Here is a 21,537-nt window from a genome sequence, read left to right as displayed (position 1 = left end):
CTGACCCAGGTCTTCGGGCTCTGGGCCCAGAGGTTGAATCCGCAGGCCGGCGTGGTATCTGCAGCAGGCTGCGACTAACGAGGACGTGAAATGACAGCAAAAATCAAGCCGTGGATATTCACGGCGCACTGCCCGAGCCGCTTGGGTACCGTTGATGTGGTGACCCGGTTTCTGGCCGAAACCCGCAACTATGTGCTGGAAATGCAGTCCTTTGACGACCGCGAGTTGGATCGTTTCTGCATTCGAGTCGAATTTCGCCCGGAAGATGATGCTTTCAGCGAGGCGGCTTTCAATGCCGCCTTTGCCGAGCGGGCAGCGGGTTTTGACATGGAATGGCAGCTGCGCACGCCGGATCACAAGCCGCGCGTGGCGATTTTGGTGTCCAAGTATGACCATTGCCTCAATGACCTGCTGTACCGGTTTCGTACCGGTCAGCTGAACATCGAAATCCCGGTGATTATCTCCAATCACCCGGATCTTGAGTCGTTGGCGCAGTGGCACGGCATTCCGTACCACCACCTGCCCATTACGCCGGATACCAAGGCGGAGCAGGAAGCCGAGGTCTGGAAGCTGATTCAGCAGTACGATACCGAACTCGTGGTACTGGCGCGCTACATGCAGGTGTTGTCGCCGGACCTGTGTCGCAAGCTGGATGGCTGGGCCATCAACATTCACCACTCACTGCTGCCGGGCTTCAAGGGTGCCAAGCCCTATCACCAGGCCTGGGCCAAGGGTGTCAAGCTGGTGGGTGCTACGGCGCACTATGTAAATAACGATCTGGATGAAGGGCCGATCATCACCCAGGGCATTCAGCCGGTGGATCATGCCCAGTATCCGGAAGATCTGGTGGAGAAGGGTCAGGACATCGAGCGTGTGACGCTGTTCAAGGCTATTCGCTACCACATTGAAAAACGTGTCTTTGTGCTGGGCCAGCGTACTGTGGTTTTTTCTGACTAACAGCCTGGCGGCTTAGCCGCACTAAATTAGCGTCAAGTCCGACAGGCTGCCAGTACCGCTGTCGGCACTTGATGCAACCCTACCCCTGGGCCTGGCAACCGCTCGTAGAGCTCCCCCCAAACTGCCAGGTTCGGGGCCCTATCAAAGTCCCTTGGGACGCCGGTTCATTGCCTCCCTGATCGTTCAGATTCAGCTGATTACGTGCTAGCGTCTGTTCGCTTTCAGCCAGAGCTTGGCCTGTTCCTGTGCCTGCGCGATTTCACCCATGCTGAGTCTGCTTGTGAGCATGTCCAGTGCCGGAGTATCGGCACCGCTGGATTTGGCGATACTCAACCACTGGTAAGCAAGCTTGTCGTCCTGTGTTACACCGCGGCCGTGGAGATACATGAGGCCCAGGTGTGTCTGGGCGTCGGCGAACCCCTGCTTGGCGGCAATCTGATACCACCTGTAGGCATTGCTGTCGTTCTGGGTCAGGCCAAGGCCCTTTTCATACATCAGTGCCAGATTGAACTGCGCGTTGACATGCCCCAGCTCCGCCGCCCGCCGGTACCACTGCGCCGCCGCCGGCAGGTTCTGCGGGATGCCGCGGCCGGTGTAGTACTTGCCCGCCAGGTGGTACTGGGCGTACATGTGTCCCTGCTCGGCGGCCTTTTGGTACCAGTACGTGGCCGTGTCATGGTTTTCCACAACGCCGTCCCCCTGCTCGTACATGCCCGCCAGTATGAACTGGGCTCGGCTATTGCCTTTCTCCGCTACCGGGGTAAACCAGCGGGCTGCGTTAACCGGGTCCCGGGTAACGCCCAGACCTTCTGAGTATATGAGGCCCAGGTTGTACTGGGCCGCGGCATCACCCCGTTCGGCCAGGGGGGTAAAGTGCATCAGTGCCAGGGTGTAATCCCCGGCTTCGTATGCGTTGAAGCCGGTCATGAAGTCGGCAACGGGCTCGGCGGCCAAGGCCGGCGGGGTAAGCAGCATCGCGACACCCAGGCTGGCAGATGTGGCCACCGCTGTGGCGAACGCCCGCAGTGAGGTGCGTCGGGTACGGGCGTTATGGGCTCTGGATACAGCAGGTCGATTGAACATGTCAGAAATCCCTTTTTGGCACCGAGCGGGCGCGATAAGCATATGAATGGGCAGAATTAAAATAGCAAATCGGTCCGCCGTAGAGAATCCCCTGCCGGTAAGGTTGCTGCTCAAGGGCTGCTGCGGATCCCGACGCAGTGGCTGTTCCGTGTTACCGGCTGGCTGATTCTGCTGCTGGCCGCAGGCCTGGCGGCAGCAGCAGGTTATCTGAGTCAGGCGGGCCTTTTACCCCGCCTGCCACCGTTGTGGAATGCCAGCGACATTCTTTCCGAAAAATCCATGCTGGGGCAGCTGCTGCACATTCTCATCGGCTACCAGGCCCGTTCCACTGCCATTCAGCGGGGACTCTACCTGATGACCCTGGTGCTGATCGGGGCGGGTATGAAGTGGGTCGGTGCGACCACACTTACATCAAGCATGGTCAGCGCCCGCTGAGTCCCTGTGGGGGCTGATGCTTCGCGAGCGGCTCTGTCTGATTTATATTCAACCCCGGCTGCGGTTCTGCCGGGCCTGGCTCGGTGACTGGCCGAAATAGTCGCGGTAACAGTGGCTGAAGTGGGTGGTGCTGACAAAACCGCAGGCTACGGTAATGGCGGCAATGGTTTCGTTGGTCTGCAACAGCAAACGTCGAGCGCGGGTGATGCGCAGCTCCAGGTAGTACTTGGACGGAGTGCTGTCGATATAGCGGTGAAACAGACGCTCGATCTGGCGCCGCGACAGGTTCACCAGGCCCGCCAGCTCTTCCATCCCCAGGGGCTCTTCGATATTGGCTTCCATAAGCTGCAGTACCGCCTGCAGCGGCTCCGGCAGGGTGGGGTCGATGGTGGTCGCGGGCATTGGACGCTCGGGGCTCTCGCCGATCTTGTCGCAGCTGAGGATTTCCTCGATGCCGCGGACCACCTCATTGCCGTAATGTTGCCCGATCACGGCCAGCATCATGCTCAGGGCGCTGCTGGCCCCGGCGCAGGAGACCCGTTCGCGGTCGATTACATAGGGATGGCTCGACAGCGTGACCCGTGGGCAGGTTTCCTGCAGGCCGTCGCGGCTCTCGGGATGCACGGTACATTCATAACCGTCCATCAGGCCCGCCTGGGCCAGCAGGTAGCTGCCGTTCCAGAGCCCCCCGAGGACAAGACCATGATGTGCCGCGTTGCGCAGCTGCTCCTGTAGTGCTTTGTCGGGCTGCAGATTGCAGCGCAGGCCACCGCAGACAAACAGCATGTCCAGTTCATTCGCGTTCAGCGTCTGCAGGGCGCTATCCACGGAAATTTCAATTCCCAGGTCACTGCGGATGGCGCTGCCGTCCAGGCTCAGGGTACGAAAGCTGTAAAGGGGGGTGCTACTCAGCAGGTTGGCGGTGACGAGGCCATCGACGGCGGCGGTAAACGCCATCATGGAAAAATGCTCGCGCAATACGAAGCCGATACGAATAGCGGGCGCCGAAGTGCTTTCGCTGTCCTTGAGGTAGGCCTGGTTACTGCGTTTGAAACGGCTGTCGAAGGTGCGCTGGCGGTGCTGGTTTGTCATAGGCAGGGTCGCTAACAGGTCGTCAAGAAACCGGGTAACCAGTATAGCAAGGTGGGGGGCGGGCCGGCAGGGGTATTATTGACTCGGCATGAGAGTGTCAGGCACGCCCGGGTGACGGGCCTGACAGGGCCGTCGGCGCGGAATCACTCCAGTCCGTTGAGGGCTTTCCAGTTGCCGGGGTAAACGGCATAAAAGATGGTGGCCTGTTCGCCTTCGTATTTCAGCTCGGTGCCTTCGGGAATCCAGATGATATCTCCGGCCTGTCCTTCCAGTACGCCATCATGGGTTACCAGGCGGAAGACGCCGTCGACCACATAGACGACTTCGTCGTAAAGCACTGTCCAGGCGATTGAACAGGCATCGAATTTGGCCACACCGGCGCCCATGGTGGCGCTCATGTCGGTGCTGACGGCGCGGGCGACGGCGGCCGCGCCCGGCGGGCCTCCACGGTGCTGGAAGTTGAGGCTGGAGGCGTGAATCAGTTTGGCGGACATGTTTGATCAACCTGTTAAGCGCGTACAAAGCGTGATTGGAGCGCCAGGTGAATTTGCCTGGCACCGGTGGATGTGTGGAGGGCGGCGCGGGTTACAGCTCAGAGCGGCTGGCGAAACGGGCCATGGCCATGCGCAACGGTACACCGATATGCAGTAGCGGCTTGGGTGGCAGGCGCGAGGGCTTGCCTGAAACCTCCAGCATGTTGTTCAGCAGGTCGGTCTTCTTGCCAGACGCCATATCGGCCAGCATCATGCCGGAGATGGTGCCGCGGGCGGCGCCGACACTCTGGTCGCAGGCGGAGGCGAAGATGCCCTGTTCGAGTTCGCCGAAATAGGTCTCAAAATTGCCCGACAGGCTGCTGGCCCCGCCCCAGGTGTAGTCGAACTGCACATTTTTCAGCGCCGGGTAACGGGCTTCGAAGCCCTCACGGTGACGATGGCGAATACCGGGCAGCATGTCCTGCGGCGTGTTGTAGTCATGGGCATAGCGGTAAGAGTTGCGGATGATAATCCGGCGATCCTGGGTCATGCGCAGCGTGGTACCGGCATGGTCGGCCGGTGTCAGGCCCCAGTCGAGCTCGCCGCCATAGCTTTGCATTTCCGCATCGGTGAGTGGTCGCGTCATGCTGGCAAAAGTCATCACCGGCAGGATGCGATCACGCAGAAAACCCAGTTCCGCGGTAAAGATGTTGGTACCCAGAATCAGCTGACGGCATTCGATGCGCGTCGTGCCGGTGTTGAGTAGAAATCCGTTGGCGGTGCGGGTGATGTCCAGCAGCGGCGTGTGTTCGGCAATGCGTACGTTGGCCGGCATATTATCGGCCAGGCCGCGCATCAGGGCCGCCGGCTGCATCAGGGTGCCGCCGGGCGTAAAGATGCAGGCGCTGTAGTAGTCGGTGCCGAAAGTATCCTGCATTTTCTGGCGGTTGAGGCGCTCGTAACGCTCACCGAAGTTCTTCAGCAGCTGCTCGTAATGATCGAGGAATTTTTCCCCGCGTGCACCTACGGCACCCTGGTATTTTCCGGCACGGGACCACTGGCATTCGATGCCGTAGCGGCTGATCTGGGTTTCCAGGTAGTCGATGGCGGTGCGGTTTAAATGCACCATCTTGCGCTTGAGTTCCTTATCGCCCAGCTCCAGGTCGCGCTTGTGCGGCTGGTCGATGACAAAGCCCGAGTTGCGCCCCGAGGCGCCCTGGCCGATCTTGAGGGCGTCGATCAGCAGGAAACTGTCATCGGGGCGGTTTTCCGCCAGCCGGCGCACGGCGGCACAGCCGACAAACCCTCCACCAATCACGGCAGCGTCGACACGAATATCCTGCATCAGCTGCGGGAATTCCGAGACCGTTCCGAGCATTTCATACCAGCCACAGTTACCGTCATATTGGGGAAGAATCATTGTGTTTGTCCGCTGTGCATTTACGTTGTCGTGTGGATCGCGATGGCAACCCGGTGTTTAAATCTGAAGGCGATTATTTCGAACATTTATTAGACCTGCTACATAAATGCTCCTTTAGTACCAACTATAATGAGCTTCATAAGTTCGGCTAATAATCAGGTGCTGTATGTCCGATACGCGACTGCTCGATACCCATATGCTCTATACATTCGTCATGATCGCGGAGTCGCCTTCCCTGACCGATGCTGCGCGTCGCCTGGGTGTGACCCAGTCGGCTGTCTCGCAGTGCCTGAAACAGCTCGAAGAGCAATTGGGTACCGCGCTGGTGGTGCGACGCAGCCGGCCGCTGCACCTGACCGCCGCCGGCGACGCCCTCAAGCGCAATGCCGATGGCATTCTGGGGGAGCTGCGCCGCCTCAGCGCCCGCGTGCGTGGCGCCGCGGATCAGGGACTGGTGCATTGCCGCCTCGGGCTCATCACCTCCTGCTCCGAAGTGTTCGGCAGCAAGCTGATCGCACAGCTGAGCCCCTTTATCGAGCAGCTGACACTGCGCAGCGGTCTGACGCCCCCATTGATGCAGGCCTTTCTGGATCGCGACATCGATATCCTGGTGTCCAACGACCCGCTCACCGGCGTGGATGGACTGGAACGCTTCCGGCTGTTTCGGGACCCCATGCTGCTGGCCGTGTCCGCCCGGGACCTGGCCGGACTGCCGAACCCGGTATCGGTTGAATCCCTGGCCCGGAGCCTGCCGATGATCAAGTACGGGCGTCATACGCATATCGGCGCCTACAGCGAAGTGGTGCTGCGGCGCATGGGCGTGCAGGCCAACGTGCGCTATGAAACCGATGACACCCATACCTTGATGAACTTTGTCCGCGACGGTCACGGCTGGGCCATCCTGAGTGCGCTGTGCCTGGCGCAGGTGCTCTATCTGACGGAAGATGTGCGCCTGATGGAGCTGGATCGCAGCCGCCACGCACGTACGCTGTATCTGCTGGCGCGGGAAGGGGAGATGGGTGCCATTCCCGGGCAGGTGGCGGACGCGATCCGGGCCATTCTGCTGGGCCCGGTCTTTGCGGGCATGTCTGAACGGGCACCTTGGTTGACGCCGCAGGAGCTGGATAGCGAAGGGGAGGTATGACGCTGTTGAGGGGGCTGTTCGTTATGCGGCTACAGTAGCAGCGGAACCGGTTCTGTGCGGTCTGTACGATGTCCTCCTGTATGCCCTCGCATGGTCTGTACCGATACGACCGTCGGCGAGCCGGGTCCGTAATTGGGTATTGGCAAGGCCCTGTCGCACAACCTTCGGCCGTTCCACGGCCTCCAGCACCATCTTGCCAATGGCCCGTCGCGCCCACGATCAGCAGGCGTTCTCGATCGGATTTTCGGGCATTGGTATCGGGCGCTGGCTGTTATCAGCCGCCGCGCCGCGTGCGCTGTTCGGTTGGCAACACCACCAGGGTAAACCAGTAGTCGGTCAGCGACTGCACCACTCTGGCGAAATTCTCGAAATCGACGGGCTTGACGATGTAGGAACTGCAGCGCAGCTTGTAGGAACTGAGCACATCGCTTTCCGCGTCGGAGGTGGTCAGCACGACAACCGGCAGATGTCTGAGTCCGTCGTCCTGGCTGATGGCTTCCAGCACCTCGCGTCCGTTCATGCGCGGCATATTGAGGTCCAGCAGGATCAGGTCGGGAGTCGGGACGCCGGCATACTGGCCTTCCTTGTGCAGAAAGGCCATGCATTCGACGCCGTCGGGCACATGGTGAAGATTGATGCTCAGGTGCGTGCGCTTGAAGCCGATTCTCGTCAGTTCCACATCGTTGTCATTGTCCTCGACCAGGAGGATTTCGGCCGGTCGTCCATGGTCAAGCGGATGGCTATTCATGAATATGTCCCTCTTGTTCCGGAATAGTGAAATAAAAACGGCTGCCTGTACCAGGCTCCGATTCAACCCAGATTCTGCCGCCATGGCGGTGTACCACGCGGCGGCAGACCGCCAGTCCGATACCGCTGCCGGGGTGACTGCGCTGGTCGTGCAAGCGCTCGAAGATCTCGAAGATCCGGTCGTGATAACGCGGATCAATGCCGATGCCGTTGTCCTGAACCATGAGCCGCCATTCGGCGTCCAGGCGGTCGGCTTCGATGCGGATCTTCGGCGCTTCGTTACCCCGATATTTGAGGCTGTTGCCGATCAGGTTGATCAGCAGTTGCACCAGCTGTGACCGGTCGCCGGTCAGTACCGGCAGTTCGCCGCAGCTGACCTGTGCGCCGGACTCCCTGATCGAGGATTCCAGCAACGTGACCGCGGCATCGAAAACCGCGCGGCCCGGCACCCGCGTAAACGGATGGGCCTGGGAATCGACGCGCGAATACTCGAGCAGGTCGCGGACCAGCGTCTGCAGCTGCTTGACGGACTGGACGATGCGGCGAATCCAGTCGTTTGCCTGCGCATCGAGCTGGTCGGTATAACTGGACTGCAGCAGTTCGACGAAGCTGGCGACATTGCGCATCGGCGTTTGCAGGTCGTGGGAGGCGACATAGGCGAAGCGCTGGAGTTCGATATTGCTGCGCTCCAGCGCCTCGTTGGTGCGCTGCAGCGCAGCATCGGCGGCCCGCTGGCGCTCGGTGAGATCGATAATGGCTGCCAGTACCAGGGTGCCGTCCTCGGTCTGGACCGGGTTCAGGCCAATCTCCACCGGGAACTCGGTGCCGTCCCGGCGCAGGCCATTCAGGTCACGTCCTGCGCCCATGCGCCGGGCTTGCGGGGTGTCAAAGAAGCCGGTCCGCAAGCCCGGATGGTGGGCCCGGTAGCGCTGCGGAATCAGCACCTCGATCTTCTGGTGCAGCAGGGCTTGCCGTTCGTAGCCGAAAAGCCGCTCCATCTCACTATTGACCAGTTGTATGGTGCCGGTGGCATCGATCATGACCATGGCGATGGGGGCCGACTCGACGGTGGCACGAAACAGGGTTTCCAGTCGTTTGCGTTCCGAGATGTCGAGGATGGCGGCCAGTACGAACTGGCCTTCGTCGGTATTGACCGGATTAAGACCGATCTCGACCGGGAATTCGGTACCATCCTTGCGTGCGGCGAACAGGTCCCGACCGGCCCCCATGCGCCTGGACTCCGGGGTGGTGAAAAAACTCGCACGCATTCCGGGATGGGCTGCCTTGAAACGTTCCGGCAGCAGAACTTCAATCTTGTGCTGTAGCAACTCTTCGCGGTGATAGCCGAACAGCCGTTCCATCTCGGCGTTGACCAGCAGGATGGTACCGGTCTGATCGATCATGACCATGGCCGTTGGCGCCGACTCCACGGTGGCGCGAAAGCGCGCTTCCATCCGCTTGCGTTCAGTGATGTCGACGATGGCGCTGACCACCAGGATGCCCTCGTCGGTGGTGATGGGATTGAGGCCGATTTCAATCGGAAATTCGATACCGTCCTTGCGCAGGCCAAAGAGATCGCGGCCCGCGCCCATCGGCCGGTTTTTGGGCGTATGCATGAAGCCTGCACGCAATTCCGGGTGCCCGGCCCGATAGCGCGCTGGCAGCAGGATATCGACCATTTCGCCCAGCAGCTCGGTGGCGGTATAGCCAAACAGACGCTCGGCCTGTGCATTGACTAGTACGATAGTGCCGTGCTGGTCCGCTACGATGATGGCCGTGGGGACCGAATTCAGGATAGCGGTCAGTTGCGTGACGCTGTTGATCGGATGATTCCGGACCACCATTTCCCCTCCTGATAAAGATCCATCCCGGTGCGGGCTTGCAGGCGCCACGCGGCAGATGCCAGGCGAGGGGAGTTACAGGAAACGAGGGGTAGAAGAGCGTTTACAGTCCCTTGTCAGGCCACTTGCCTGGAATCCGCAGCAATCCCCGGGGCTAGGCCCCGCTGCGCTTATCACTATAGTCCTTCCCGACTGAAACGCTTGGGTTTATTTTGCGACAGTTTCTGCATAAATAGCGTGCTACGAATCCGGAGCCTGCAGGCCGCCGACACCAATTTTGGCACCAGCGCGGTGCGGTATTTTCATGGTCATACCGGGCGGCGCCGGTGGAACTTGGGGCTATGCTTCAACCATGCGACGGAGTAAATCGAGCGTAATCCGTCTGTCTGGGCACTGATTGATGCAAAGGTGAGGTGATGGAACATAAGCCGACGGAACCCACACAGTCTAATGCGGAAATGGACGTACATCGCTCTATCGTTCTCTGGCTGTTTTTCGCGACACTCATTATCGCTGCTTTTGCCGGTTGCGCGCTGTTGTATTCAGACTGGACAGGTAACGAGCTGCTGGCGATTCTGCCGGTGGTAATACTGGCCGGGGTGCTGGGGAGTTTTGTCAGCGCGCTGAACCGGATTTATTCGTCCAAGGATATTTTTCCAATCACGAGCTATTCGGTGTTTCTGCGTGGTACCAACACCTACCTGATCGCTTACTCGTCGATTCCGGCCCTGGTGGGCGCCATTTCTTCCACCATTCTGTACGTTGTGTTCGCATCAGAGATTGTTGTGGGACCGTTTTTCCCCGAGTTTTCCTGCAAGCTGGGGGAAAATCTCTGCGTTGAGTTTCAGCAGTTCCTGACGTCCTGGAGTCCCAAATCTGCCCCGGATCATGCCAAGGCAATTGTATGGGGCTTTGTTGCCGGATTCAGTGAGCGTTTTGTGCCGGATATTCTCAACCGGGTGGTCAGCGAAAACGACAAGTAAGACCTTCAATGCCCTTGGTGCCTGGCGCGGCTACGGCCGCCTGGCTTCGGGATGCACCCACCTGTGCAGGTTCGGGACATCCTTCCATTTGTGCGTTGTTCAGATGGCTCGGTTGCCAGTAGAATCGCTCTTTTTGTGATCATTACGGAGCATTAGCCGCATGGGCAGAGCCTATCAGAACCGCAAAGAGTCGATGGCCAAAACGTCTGACATGAAGGCCAAGGTGTACAGCCGCTATGGTCGTGAGATTTATGTCTCCGCCAAGTCGGGCGGAACGGACCCTGCCGGCAATCTGACCCTGCGCAGCCTGATCGAGCGTGCCAAAAAGGACCAGGTTCCCAGTCATGTCATCGACAAGGCGCTCGAGAAGGCCAAAGGCGGCGCAGGTGAAGATTATGCGGCGGCACGCTACGAAGGCTATGGCCCGGGCGGCAGCATGGCCATCATCGAGTGCCTGACCGACAACCCCAACCGCACCTTCGGCGATGTTCGCCAGGCGTTCACCAAGACCAAAAGCAAGATCGGTACGCCGGGCAGCGTCAGCCATATGTTCGATCATTCGGCTATCTTCGTTTTCGCCTACGACAACGAAGAGACGGTGCTGGAGGCACTGATGGAGGCCGACGTCGATGTGACGGATATCGAAAATGAAGACGGAAAGATAACCGTCTTCGCACCCAACACCGATTACTTCAAGGCCAAGACGGCGTTGCTGGATGGCTGTGGCGAGCTGGATTTCGAGGTGGATGAAATCCAGTTTATTCCCCACGCCTTCACCACGGTCACGGGGGACGATGTCGCCCTGTTCGAGAAGTTTATGGCCATGCTGAACGATCTGGATGACGTGCAGCAGGTGTACCACAATGTCGAACTTGCATAGGGGCGCCAAGCTGTTTAAAGGCGGCTGAGCGGACCAGACCAAGAAAGCCCCGCCGGGTATGACCGGGCGGGGCTTTCCAGTTAAATTCGTGTGCCGGCGTTGAACCCTGCGCGAGCGCCCGGGACCTGGCTTGGGGCCCTGCTCAGTGTCTTGGTCGGGGCCGGCTGCCAGTGCGTGTATACTGAGCGTGCCTTCCCTGCCGGGAGCGCTTCTGATACAGGATGCCACGGATGAAAACGCCCCGCCCTTTTACCGATAACGCTGTCTGCGTCCGAAAGGTCTTGATCCACCACCATGAATAGCGCCGGCTGGTTTGTACTTGTCGGCGCGCTAATGCTCGCCATGGGGCTGACAACCCCGCTGATCAAACGTTTTGCAGTGACCTCGGCGATGCTGTATCTGTCCGTGGGTCTGCTGGTGGGGCCAACCGGATTCGGACTTTTTCATTTCAACCCGCTGGAACAATCGGCCCTGCTTGAGGTGCTCACCGAAGTGGTGGTGCTGATTTCGCTGTTTTCCGCCGGCGTAAAAATGCCGGTGCCGGTGACCTTGGCGCGCTGGCGCGCGCCGGTGCTGCTGGCATTTGTATCCATGACGGTGACCGTGGCGCTGGTGGCCGGGTTTGGCTATTACGTTTTAGGGTTATCGTTGGGGGCGGCCGTGCTACTGGGTGCCATCCTGGCGCCGACCGATCCCGTGCTGGCAACCGAAGTGCAGATTCGTCACGCCGACGATCGCGACCGGCTGCGCTTTACCCTGACCTGTGAGGCGGGGATGAATGATGGCAGCGCCTTCCCGTTCGTCATGCTGGGTCTGGGCCTGCTCGGGCTCCATGACCTGGGGATATTAGGGCAGCGCTGGTGGCTGGTGGATGTGCTCTGGGCCACGGCCGCGGCGATCGTTGTGGGTGGGGTGGCCGGCTGGGGGCTCGCCCGCATCGGCCTCCATGTGCGCCGCAGCGGGCGGCATGTCGAGTTGCTGAATGATTTTCTGGGCCTGGGCTTGATCGGATTGGTGTATGGCATTTGTCTGTGCATCAGTGCCTGGGGCTTCCTGGCGGTTTTCGTTGCGGCCGTGGCATTGCGCCAGACCGAATTGAAATTCGCAGACGCGGAGCGGGATCAGACGCTGGCGATACCAGAGGTGCCTGTCGAGTCTGCGTCGGCGCGTGTCAGTGCCGGCTCGCTGGTGTTCAAGGAGCATCTCGAACGGCTATCCGAGCTGGTGCTGATCCTGCTGGTCGGCGGCATGCTGTTTCTCGATTCCTGGAGCTGGCGAGCCACGGGACTGGCATTGTTCCTGTTTACCGTCGCCCGGCCCCTGAGTGTGATGGCGGGTCTGGCTGGCAGCCGGACCCCGTGGCGAATACGCAGTCTGACGTCCTGGTTCGGTGTGCGTGGCATTGGCTCGCTCTACTACCTGATGTACGCTATCGAGCACGGCATCGGCGAGGAGCTGGCTGTCGAGCTGATTCACCTGACGCTGGTGGTGGTTACGCTGTCGATTCTGGTGCACGGCGTCAGCGTCAAGCCGATGATGCGCAAATTCTGGCGCCGTTCCCGCGAATAGGTGCTTCCAGATCCAGCACAGGAAACGATTCCCGTGGCTCTCTTTTGGCCGCCGTCGCACAGGGTGTTGCCGCCAGGCCTGGATTCTTGCGGCGCCGTTTCCCACCCCGTGATCGTAGTGCATCCTGCGACAAGGCTGAGGGCAAAGCCGAACAACAGACAGGTACTCTACAGGCAGTTGCTCTACAGACAGGTGCGCCGGGGGGCCGGTGCTTCAGGGCGGTCAGCGCTGGGCGATCACTGCAATAGGCCGCAGCGCTTCTACCCGGTCACCGATCAGCTTGAGCGTGATCAGCATCGGAACCGCCATCAGGGCGCCGGCCACACCCCAGAGCCAGAACCAGAAAAGGACGCTGAGGAAGACCATCAGGGGATTGAGGGCCAGGCGCTGACCCAGTACCAGAGGGGTGACAATCTGCCCTTCGATAATGTTTAACAGGGTAAAGGTAGCCACCACCATGGCGGGTAGGGCGAGGCCGTCAAAGGTCAGCAGCGCGGTTGCGCCGAGCAACAGTGCGGTGACCAGCCCGCCGAGATAGGGGATAAAGTTCAGCAGGCCAGCCACGGCACCCCAGAGCAGGGGATTGGGCATGCCGAACAGGTACAGGGCGGCGGCAACGATGCAGCCAAGGCCGAAATTGATCAGGGTGATGCAGGACAGATATTTGGAAATCTCCGCCTCGAGGGTCAAGGAAAGCTCGATAAACTGGTTGCGGCGGCCCTCCCTGTTCTGCAAGTGGCTGATGCGCATAATCATCAGCTGTCCCCAGGAGAGAATGAAATACAGCAGCAGGGTTGTCGTGACGGCGCCGGTTGCCAGTTCGCGGGCGTTGGCATACAGCATCTTGGAAAAGCTGATGCCTTTCACCTCGACGGTCTGGGCCGGGTTGACAGAAGCGATGCGGTCGACCTGGTCGGCGGCCTTGCTCATGTCTTCGACGGTTTTCTTGATCGGGTTGATCTTGCGTTCAAGCTGTTTGAGCAACTTGGGCGCCCGTTCGAACCAGTCGCTGACCGGGTCGACGGATTGCGACACGCCATAATTGAGTCCGGACAGCAGTAGCAGCACGATGACGGCCGCACTCAGCGGCCGGGGGATCCGTAACAGCGCCAGCCAGCGCATGACCGGGGCCAGCACCAGGCTCAATAGCAACGCCAGGGCGATTGGGACCAGCAATAGCTGAGCCAGCGCCAGGGTATAGACCACCGCCAGCAGGGTCAGGCCTATCAGCAGCCGGGTCTCGATCCGGCTCCAGCCCGTTTCGCCCCGGGCGGTGGCTGGGATGCCCGGATCGGCGTTCCCATTGTCCCCGGCATTGTCCCGGGTCGTGGCGGGGTCCGGGAGCGGCTTGTCGGAAGCTGTCATGTCTGTCCTCGTACCGTCCGGGCGTCGCTATCGCGTTCAAAACAGACGCAGCAACGGCAGCAGAAAACGCAATAGTTGAAGGAGACGAGCAGATCCATTGCCGTCGCTGGGGGGGGCAGCTACTGAGCGGCCAATGCTTAATCCAAGGACAAACCCCGCAATCAGACCGGGTGCTGAAGTTGCCCCTGCGCGGATCGATTGACGCAACTGTTCCCGTGCCCGTTGCGCCTGCCGCCGCGCCTGGAGTACCTGCTGCTCCTGACGACGCAGCTGCGCTCTAGTCGGCATCATTGCGCAGGTCCAGTCCCAGTGCCCGCCGGGTACTCTCAAGGCCGATGCGCGTCAGTGCGCGGCGCATCAGCCACAGCGAGAGCAGCGCCAGCATAGCGTTGGCCAAAGCCAGGCTGCTCAGCGCCAGGCTCCAGCTCCAGCCCAGTGCCAGCAGCCCCGCCAGTGCAGCAGCCAGCAACAGACCCCAGGCGCTGAATGCCGCCAGGGCACCAATAAGCGCCATCGCCAGGGTCATGCCCAGCATCAGGCCGGCGTAGCGGGCCTCCAGCGTGAGCAGTGTGAGCAGTTGGGCAAGGTGCTGGCGTGTGGTGGCAAAAACGCCGGCCGCCGCTTCTATCAGTGACAACGTTTCGGGCGCGGCGGAATCGGCTGCGTCCGGCGGGGCGGCGTGCATTGACTGTTTCATGCCTTAACGGCGTCTCGTCAGCACGCCGATCAGGATACCCAACGCCACGGAGCCGCCCACCACCGCCCAGGGGTTATCGCGGACAATCTGCGTGAGCTTAGTATTCATGTCGCGGCTCTTGTCGGTTAACTGTTCACCGCGCTCGTGCAGCCCGTGCTCAAGTTCTTCACCCACTTTAGCAGCCTGTTCGATGCGCTCATGCAGGTCGTCGGCGACCCGCCGGGACAGGGTTTCACTTTCCTGAACGGATGCTTCGCTGTCCGCAGGATTCGGCTTGTTCATGGTGTTTTCCATCCTCATAATCCGGCGAATGCAGGGTTCAGCAGCACATTCTGGCACCGGGTCCAGTGCGCCACCCTAATCACTGTAGTTCAGATCAGCGGCCGGTGGTGAGCCGCGAAGTGACTGATTTCATCCCTTGACCCTGCAGGATTCGCCAAAGGCCAGCTCTTGGTCGACCTCACTGTTGCCTGGCCATGCAAACTGACGACGCCGTCGTGCGGTGTGTTCGATGCGGGTACGACATCAAACATCTCCTGGATACTGTTGTGGTGTGCTTCATTCTGTCGATAGTGTTCTTTATCGCAGGACGCCGGTCACCGCCTTGCATGGCTCGGCCGCGGGCTTGCGATAAGATAATCGGCGGCGATAACAGCATAAAAAAACGCCCCTTTCTCACGAAAGGGGCGTTTCAGCATCCGACCGGCTATCTGTTGGGTGTTATTGAGGCACGCCACCGTACCGTGCGGATCGATGAGGGTGTTGTTCGCTGCGCCGTCGTCGTACCCGGCATCGCTGCTGATCGGCGGGCCGATTCGAGGTAATAAAGGGGGATCGTAGTTACGTCCTGTAGCCGCGATCTTCCCCTGTGCCTCTCACCTTGCCCTTTTGGCTCTGAGCGTCTCAGGCCGCAACGGTTCCGTGCGGATCGATAACGTATTTCTTCGCTGCGCCGCCGTCGAATTCGGCGTAACCGTTCGGTGCCTGATCCAGGGTGATGACTTCCACGTTGACCGCGTCGGCAATCTTCACCTTGTTGAACAGGATGGCCTGCATCAGCGGGCGGTGGTACTTCATCACCGGGCACTGGCCGGTATGGAAGGAGTGGGACTTGGCCCAGCCCAGGCCGAAGCGCATGCTCAGGGCACCCTGCTTGGCGGCATCATCCACGGCACCGGGATCTTCGGTGACGTACAGGCCCGGAATACCGATCTGGCCGCCGGCGCGGGTCAGGCTCATGGCGGAGTTCAGTACCGTGGCCGGCGCTTCCTTGCCGTGGTTGCAACCACAGGCATGGGCTTCAAAGCCGACGCAGTCAACGAAGGCATCGACTTCACGCTCGCCAAGGATGGCCTCGATCTTGTCAGCCATATCGCCTTCCTGGGTCAGGTCGATGGTTTCGCAGCCGAAGCTGCGGGCCTGGGCCAGGCGGTCTTCAACCATGTCGCCAACGATGACGCAGGCCGCACCCAGCAGATGCGCGGATACAGCGGCTGCCAGACCTACGGGGCCGGCGCCGGCAATGTAAACGGTGGAGCCAGGACCAACACCCGCGGTAACACAGCCGTGGAAGCCCGTGGGAAAGATGTCGGACAGCAGGGTCAGATCGCGGATCTTTTCCATCGCCTGGTCGGCATCCGGGAATTTCAGCAGGTTGAAGTCAGCGTAGGGCACCATGACGTATTCGGCCTGACCGCCGACCCAGCCACCCATGTCAACGTAACCATAAGCGGCACCCGGGCGCGCAGGGTTCACATTGAGGCAGATGCCGGTTTTGCCTTCCTTGCAGCTGCGGCAGCGGCCGCAGGCAATGTTGAACGGCACGGAAACCAGGTCGCCCTGTTTGATAAATTCAACGTCGCGGCCACACTCCACCACGATGCCGGTGATTTCGTGACCCAGTACCAGGCCTTCTTCGGCGGTGGTGCGTCCGCGTACCATGTGCTGGTCACTGCCGCAGATATTGGTGGTGACGACTTTCAGAATGACGCCGTGATCGCATTTGCGGTTGCCAATGGCCAGTTCTGGGTAGGCGATGGATTCGACGGCGACTTTGCCGGCGCCTTTGTAAACGACGCCGCGGTTTGCGTTGCTGCTCATTGACAACACTCCTTCTAATTTTTATGGCTTAGCCGGTATGGACGGGGCTCTGTGTTGCTGCCTCTGATGGCAATAGATGTGTTGCAGCAACCCCTGAAATCCATACTGCTACCCTAGTGCTTCAGGCGGGATGCTATGTATCTGTATAAGTCGCCCGCATATCTAATTGAGACATGCGGGCGACTTAACGTTCTTGCATGCGTATTTGTAGTTAGATAAAGGTCGCAACCTGACAAGTGCTTCCGGGCCGAAAGCCTGATAATCGGTGGATTGTGAACAGGGCTGTCAGTATCGCCTGGCTTGTCGTACCACGGCGGCGCGCGATGCGCATCAGTACCTGCTTCACTTCAGAATATCGACAGCTCTGCCGGAGGCATCATGGGTATCAGCGTATTTGATTTGTTCAAGATCGGGGTCGGCCCTTCAAGTTCTCATACCGTGGGGCCCATGAGCGCGGCGGCCGAGTTTGCGGCGCACCTCGAGGGCATGGCGCTGATTCCGGACGTGACGCGTCTGAAGGTTGAGCTGTTCGGCTCGCTGAGCGCAACCGGCGTTGGTCACGGTACCGACAAGGCCGTGATCATGGGGCTGATGGGGCTGCGCCCGGCCAGTATCGATCCGGATATCATCGATCCCACCGTCGATGCGTTGAAAAACACCGGTGAGCTGATGCTGATGGGTAAAAAGGTTGTGGCCTTTGACTGGCAGCGCGACATGCAGCTGCTTGAAGAATGCCTGCCTTATCATCCCAATGCCATGCGCCTGAGCGCCTATTGCGGTGACCAGGAGCTGTTCAGCAACACCTATTACTCGGTGGGTGGTGGCTTCGTGATTGACGAGAAGGAAGCGCAGGCTGGTGAACCGGCGGTGCATCAGGTCAGCCTGCCTTACGAGTTCAACAATGCCGCTGAGCTGCTGCGCCTGTGCAAAACCCACGGTCTGCGCATCAGCGAGCTGATGATGGAAAACGAAAAGGTCTGGCGCCCTGAAGAAGAAACCCGTGCCGGATTGATGCAGATCTGGCAGGCCATGCAGGATTGCGTCAGCAAGGGATTGTTGCAGGAGGGCATACTGCCGGGCGGTCTCAATGTACGTCGCCGCGCCGCAGGCCTGTATCGTTCGCTGAACAAGGCTTCTGCGCCCAATGTGATCAGTTCGACGCTGGGCGCGATGGACTGGGTCAACCTCTATGCGCTGGCCGTCAACGAAGAAAACGCAGCGGGTGGGCGCATGGTGACGGCGCCGACCAATGGCGCGGCGGGCATTATCCCGGCAGTGCTGATGTACTACATGCGCTTCAAGGAGCAGGCGACCGATAACGATGTGGTGGACTTCCTGCTGGCGGCTGCCGCCGTCGGTACCCTGTGCAAGAAAAATGCTTCTATTTCCGGTGCCGAAGTGGGCTGCCAGGGTGAGGTGGGGTCTGCCAGTGCCATGGCATCGGCGGGTCTGACCGAAGTGATGGGCGGTACCCCTGAGCAGGTGGAGAACGCCGCTGAGATCGCCCTGGAGCACAATCTCGGCCTGACCTGCGACCCTGTGGGTGGCCTGGTGCAGGTACCCTGCATCGAACGTAATGCCATTGCCGCCATGAAGTCGATCAACGCCACCCAGATGGCGTTGCGCGGCGACGGTGAGCACTTCATCTCGCTGGACAAGGTTATTCGCACCATGCTGGAAACCGGCCGCGACATGCAGGACAAGTACAAGGAAACGTCCCGCGGCGGTCTGGCGGTCAACGCCATCGAGTGTTGATGCTGGGATGATAAACGTGGGAGCCCGCTCAGTGGGCGAATGTGAAGGTTGTCATTGTCGACCTGAAAAAGTTCGCCCGCAGACCGGGCTCCCGCGGATGGTCGAACCGCCATTGTGCTTATGGCTTGCTGCTTTCTTTTCAGTGCGTACGTTCTGTGTACCCCATGGGCGCTTCCTCGCGGCGAATGATGCTGGCATTCGGTCATTGGTGGCGGGGCACCACTCCTACGGGTAAATGCTGCGTCTGTCCGGATTCTCGAAGGCTCCTGTCGGGTGTTCGATACAGTGGTGCACTTTTGGTGATAGGTGCAGGTATGAGTACTGGCTGCATGGGATCTGGATGTAGCCGGGTCTATCAGCTGCCCGGTGTGATCTGCAGCCGGTCCAGGTTGCGCCAGTCGGGATTCTCGAAGGCTCCTGTCGGGTGTTCGATACAGTGGTGCACTTTTGGTGATAGGTGCAGGTATAGGCAGCGGGTTGTGTGAGGTCTGGGCCTATCAGCTGCCCGGTGTGATCTGCAGCCGGTCCAGGTTGCGCCAGTCGGGATTCTCGAAAGCTTCCACCAGGTAGTCGATACAGTGGCGTACCTTGGGGGACAGGTGCCGGCTGCGCGGGTACACCGCCCACACTGCGTTGTCCTGGCAGCGCAGCTCATCCAGTACACTGACCAGGGTGCCGCTGTTCAGATGCGGCTGGACGATATAGTCCGGCAAACAGGCCACACCCAGGCCCTGCAGTGCGGCCCGCAGAACCAGCACGCCGGAGTTTGCGTGCCAGTTGCCCTTGGCGCGAAACTCCTTGCGCTCGCCCTCGATACAGAAACCCCAGTTGGTGTTGGATCCGCGAAGGCAGTTGTGTTGTGCCAGCTCAGACAGGCTCAGTGGTGTGCCTTTGGCAGCGAAATAATCGGGTGTTGCGACTACGTATTCGCGTCGGTCGCTGAGGCGGCGGGCCACCAGATTGGAGTCTTTCAGTACGCCCAGGCGAATGGCCAGATCGTAACCTTCATTGATCAGGTCGACAGAGCGGTTGGTCAGGTTCAGTTCCAGGCTCAGGCGCGGTTGCTGCTGCATAAAGTCGGTCAGCATCGGGCCTATGTAGCGTTCGCCGAATATGGAGCCGCAGCTGACACGCAGCAGGCCGTGGGGCTCGTTGCTGAAGCTGGTGATCTGCTGTTCGGCGTCGGTGAAACCGTCGGCCAGTATCTGGCTCTGCTCAAAGAACCACTGGCCCGATTCAGTCAGGGTGACGCGCCTTGTGGTGCGCACCAATAGCTGGGTATTCAGGCGTTGCTCCAGGTGGCTCAGCAGGCGGCTGATATGTGAACTGGAAACGCGCAGCTTGGTGGCGGCTGCCGACAGGCTTCCAAGGCGGGCGACCTCGATGAAGGCTTCAATACTTTCCCAGCGATGCATGGAGGGCTGCCTTTGCTCTTTTGTGGTGCGTAGTGGAGGGTGAGTGTTGCTGTAGCGTGCAAGCTGCCGGTTTTTTTGGCGGCCGCCGATTCTCTTTCAAGTCGATAAAATATAACAGTTTTTATTTGCCTTGTTCAGCTGCAACAATGATTTGCAGTATAGGTGATATTTATGGCTTCCTATTGTCTCAAAAACGACTAGAGTCAGCACCTTCTGCAGTGTCGCTGCGGAAGGCAGTCGGTGTCTAAGCCTCATCGGCCGCAAACTGCGCATCCCTAAGCCGTATGCGCGGATACAAAACATACAGAGCCCGCATGACAGGCGCCGCCCGGTGTACTGGACAGAGGCTGTGATTATAATAAAAACTGGCATAGCAATTGCTAGCCATAATTCAGCAGCCGACGTAATTGGACGCGTTGCTGAAGGAGCCAATGATGAAAGATCCTGTCCCGGGTACCCGCGCCGCTGCTGAGCCTAAAAGCCGCAACATCGGATTTCTGCTACTGAAAAACTTCACGATGGTCTCGCTGGCATCCGCGATTGAGCCCCTGCGCATGGCTAATCAGCTCAGCGGCCAGGAGCTCTACAACTGGTATACCCTGACCGAAGACGGCGAGCCGGTCTGCGCCAGCGATGGCATAAAGATTACCCCGGATGGTGCCATGACCGATCCTTTGGAGCTGGACACCATCATCGTGGCCGGCGGTGTCAACATAACCCGCAGCTACAGCAAACGCGAGCTGTCCTGGCTGCAGTCCATGGGTCGCAAGGGGCGCAAGCTCGGCGGTATCTGCACCGGTGCCTATGCGCTGGCGGATGCCGGCCTGATGAACGGCCATGACTGCAGTGCTCACTGGGAATGTATCGCGTCCCTGCAGGAAGCCTTTCCCAAGGTGAACTGCACCAATCGCCTGTTCTCGGTCGGCCGCGAGCGCATGACCAGCAGCGGTGGAACCGTCCCGATGGACATGATGCTGAACATGATCAAGCAGGAGCACGGTTACCAGCTGTCGGCGGCGATCTCCGAAATGTTTATCTGCGACCGTATTCGCAATGAAACCGATCACCAGCGTATTCCGTTGCGCCATGTGCTGGGCACGACTCAGCCCAAGCTGGTGGAAGTGGTGTCGCTGATGGAAGCCAACCTGGAAGAAGCCATCGAGCTGGATCAGCTGGCCTGCTATGTTGGCCTGTCGCGACGCCAGCTGGAGCGACTGTTCCAGAAGTACCTGCAGTGTTCGCCGTCGCGCTATTACCTCAAGCTGCGCCTGACCAAGGCGCGCCAGCTGCTGAAGCAGACCTCGATGTCGATTATCGAGGTGGCCTCGGCCTGCGGCTTCGTATCGACACCTCACTTCAGCAAGTGCTACCGCGAACACATCGGTATTCCGCCGCGCGAGGAGCGCATGGGCATGCGTGTGGCTCGCAATGACGAAGCATTGATGGATCCGATGTCCCGTACCCTGGGGGTGGTGTTCGGTGGCGCGGGTGGCGTGCTTTCGTCCACAGCCCTGACCGCGCTGACCGAAGCACAGTCTGAACCTAGCTATGGCTCGGTGACGCTGCAGTAGGATTCTGCTC

The 21,537-nt window shown here is 59.9% G+C and carries 19 protein-coding genes; 8 read left to right on the top strand and 11 right to left on the bottom strand.

Annotation, left to right across the window (positions count from 1 at the left end; all coding sequences use genetic code 11):
* Nucleotides 1–90 precede the first annotated feature (90 nt).
* Nucleotides 91–957: a formyltetrahydrofolate deformylase gene (gene purU, locus F451_RS0113185; protein ID WP_020681846.1), complete on the top strand. Its 867-nt coding sequence runs from the start codon at nt 91–93 to the stop codon at nt 955–957.
* Nucleotides 958–1,161: 204 nt separating this feature from the next.
* Here the strand turns inward: purU and F451_RS25530 are convergent, their stop codons facing one another.
* Complete coding sequence (locus F451_RS25530; RefSeq protein ID WP_020681845.1) at nt 1,162–2,040, bottom strand: tetratricopeptide repeat protein; 879 nt, start codon at nt 2,038–2,040, stop codon at nt 1,162–1,164.
* A gap of 279 nt (nt 2,041–2,319) precedes the next feature.
* Between F451_RS25530 and F451_RS28220 the strand changes: the two genes are divergently transcribed.
* Nucleotides 2,320–2,475 (top strand): hypothetical protein, encoded by a 156-nt coding sequence (locus F451_RS28220; protein ID WP_205624014.1) that lies wholly within the window; start codon nt 2,320–2,322, stop codon nt 2,473–2,475.
* A 48-nt stretch (nt 2,476–2,523) separates the two neighbouring features.
* Here F451_RS28220 and F451_RS0113170 read toward each other — a convergent pair whose 3' ends face one another.
* From F451_RS0113170 to F451_RS0113160, 3 genes are all read right to left on the bottom strand, one after another.
* The gene (locus tag F451_RS0113170; protein ID WP_020681843.1) at nt 2,524–3,567 is read right to left on the bottom strand and encodes a GlxA family transcriptional regulator; all 1,044 of its coding nucleotides are present in this window, start codon (nt 3,565–3,567) and stop codon (nt 2,524–2,526) included.
* A 143-nt stretch (nt 3,568–3,710) separates the two neighbouring features.
* The gene (locus F451_RS0113165; protein WP_020681842.1) at nt 3,711–4,061 is read right to left on the bottom strand and encodes an ethanolamine utilization protein EutQ; all 351 of its coding nucleotides are present in this window, start codon (nt 4,059–4,061) and stop codon (nt 3,711–3,713) included.
* 91 nt (nt 4,062–4,152) lie between these two features.
* Nucleotides 4,153–5,460, bottom strand: coding sequence for an NAD(P)/FAD-dependent oxidoreductase (locus F451_RS0113160; protein WP_020681841.1), 1,308 nt, complete (start codon nt 5,458–5,460; stop codon nt 4,153–4,155).
* 166 nt (nt 5,461–5,626) lie between these two features.
* On the opposite strand from F451_RS0113160, the gene F451_RS0113155 reads away from it, so the two are divergent.
* Nucleotides 5,627–6,604 carry a LysR family transcriptional regulator gene (locus tag F451_RS0113155; protein WP_020681840.1) on the top strand — a complete coding sequence of 326 codons (978 nt, stop codon included), beginning with the start codon at nt 5,627–5,629 and terminating at the stop codon, nt 6,602–6,604.
* 274 nt (nt 6,605–6,878) lie between these two features.
* On the opposite strand, the gene F451_RS0113150 is transcribed toward F451_RS0113155, so the two are convergent.
* Together F451_RS0113150 and F451_RS0113145 are read right to left on the bottom strand one after the other, a co-directional pair.
* Nucleotides 6,879–7,352 (bottom strand): response regulator, encoded by a 474-nt coding sequence (locus tag F451_RS0113150; RefSeq protein ID WP_020681839.1) that lies wholly within the window; start codon nt 7,350–7,352, stop codon nt 6,879–6,881.
* On the bottom strand, nt 7,345–9,195 hold the full coding sequence (locus F451_RS0113145; RefSeq protein WP_020681838.1) for a PAS domain S-box protein: 1,851 nt from the start codon (nt 9,193–9,195) through the stop codon (nt 7,345–7,347). The genes F451_RS0113150 and F451_RS0113145 overlap by 8 nt, the downstream gene beginning before the upstream one ends.
* 413 nt (nt 9,196–9,608) lie before the next feature.
* Here F451_RS0113145 and F451_RS26745 point away from each other — a divergent pair, with 413 nt between their 5' ends.
* From F451_RS26745 to F451_RS0113130, 3 genes are all read left to right on the top strand, one after another.
* Complete coding sequence (locus F451_RS26745; RefSeq protein ID WP_020681837.1) at nt 9,609–10,175, top strand: hypothetical protein; 567 nt, start codon at nt 9,609–9,611, stop codon at nt 10,173–10,175.
* Nucleotides 10,176–10,335: 160 nt separating this feature from the next.
* On the top strand, nt 10,336–11,055 hold the full coding sequence (locus F451_RS0113135; protein ID WP_020681836.1) for a YebC/PmpR family DNA-binding transcriptional regulator: 720 nt from the start codon (nt 10,336–10,338) through the stop codon (nt 11,053–11,055).
* A 294-nt stretch (nt 11,056–11,349) separates the two neighbouring features.
* Nucleotides 11,350–12,624 carry a cation:proton antiporter gene (locus F451_RS0113130; RefSeq protein WP_020681835.1) on the top strand — a complete coding sequence of 425 codons (1,275 nt, stop codon included), beginning with the start codon at nt 11,350–11,352 and terminating at the stop codon, nt 12,622–12,624.
* A gap of 222 nt (nt 12,625–12,846) precedes the next feature.
* On the opposite strand, the gene F451_RS0113125 is transcribed toward F451_RS0113130, so the two are convergent.
* The 4 genes from F451_RS0113125 to fdhA form a co-directional block, all read right to left on the bottom strand.
* Nucleotides 12,847–13,989 carry an AI-2E family transporter gene (locus tag F451_RS0113125; RefSeq protein WP_020681834.1) on the bottom strand — a complete coding sequence of 381 codons (1,143 nt, stop codon included), beginning with the start codon at nt 13,987–13,989 and terminating at the stop codon, nt 12,847–12,849.
* Nucleotides 13,990–14,266: 277 nt separating this feature from the next.
* Nucleotides 14,267–14,686, bottom strand: a complete 420-nt coding sequence (locus tag F451_RS0113120; protein ID WP_156826475.1) for a hypothetical protein — start codon at nt 14,684–14,686, stop codon at nt 14,267–14,269.
* A gap of 3 nt (nt 14,687–14,689) precedes the next feature.
* On the bottom strand, nt 14,690–14,968 hold the full coding sequence (locus F451_RS25515) for an ElaB/YgaM/YqjD family protein (protein WP_169434513.1): 279 nt from the start codon (nt 14,966–14,968) through the stop codon (nt 14,690–14,692).
* Nucleotides 14,969–15,589: 621 nt separating this feature from the next.
* Nucleotides 15,590–16,786 carry a formaldehyde dehydrogenase, glutathione-independent gene (gene fdhA / locus F451_RS0113105; protein ID WP_020681830.1) on the bottom strand — a complete coding sequence of 399 codons (1,197 nt, stop codon included), beginning with the start codon at nt 16,784–16,786 and terminating at the stop codon, nt 15,590–15,592.
* Nucleotides 16,787–17,164: 378 nt separating this feature from the next.
* Here fdhA and F451_RS0113100 point away from each other — a divergent pair, with 378 nt between their 5' ends.
* Nucleotides 17,165–18,541 (top strand): L-serine ammonia-lyase, encoded by a 1,377-nt coding sequence (locus F451_RS0113100; RefSeq protein WP_020681829.1) that lies wholly within the window; start codon nt 17,165–17,167, stop codon nt 18,539–18,541.
* Between the two features lie 497 nt (nt 18,542–19,038).
* Here the strand turns inward: F451_RS0113100 and F451_RS0113095 are convergent, their stop codons facing one another.
* Nucleotides 19,039–19,956 (bottom strand): LysR family transcriptional regulator, encoded by a 918-nt coding sequence (locus tag F451_RS0113095; protein WP_020681828.1) that lies wholly within the window; start codon nt 19,954–19,956, stop codon nt 19,039–19,041.
* A 434-nt stretch (nt 19,957–20,390) separates the two neighbouring features.
* Between F451_RS0113095 and gbdR the strand changes: the two genes are divergently transcribed.
* Nucleotides 20,391–21,527 (top strand): choline metabolism transcriptional regulator GbdR, encoded by a 1,137-nt coding sequence (gene gbdR, locus F451_RS0113090; protein WP_020681827.1) that lies wholly within the window; start codon nt 20,391–20,393, stop codon nt 21,525–21,527.
* Nucleotides 21,528–21,537: the final 10 nt, after the last annotated feature.

The organism is Marinobacterium rhizophilum DSM 18822 (assembly GCF_000378045.1).
In the GTDB taxonomy this organism is placed as follows: Bacteria; Pseudomonadota; Gammaproteobacteria; order Pseudomonadales; family Balneatricaceae; genus Marinobacterium_A; species Marinobacterium_A rhizophilum.
This window is presented reverse-complemented; position numbering and strand designations above follow the sequence as displayed.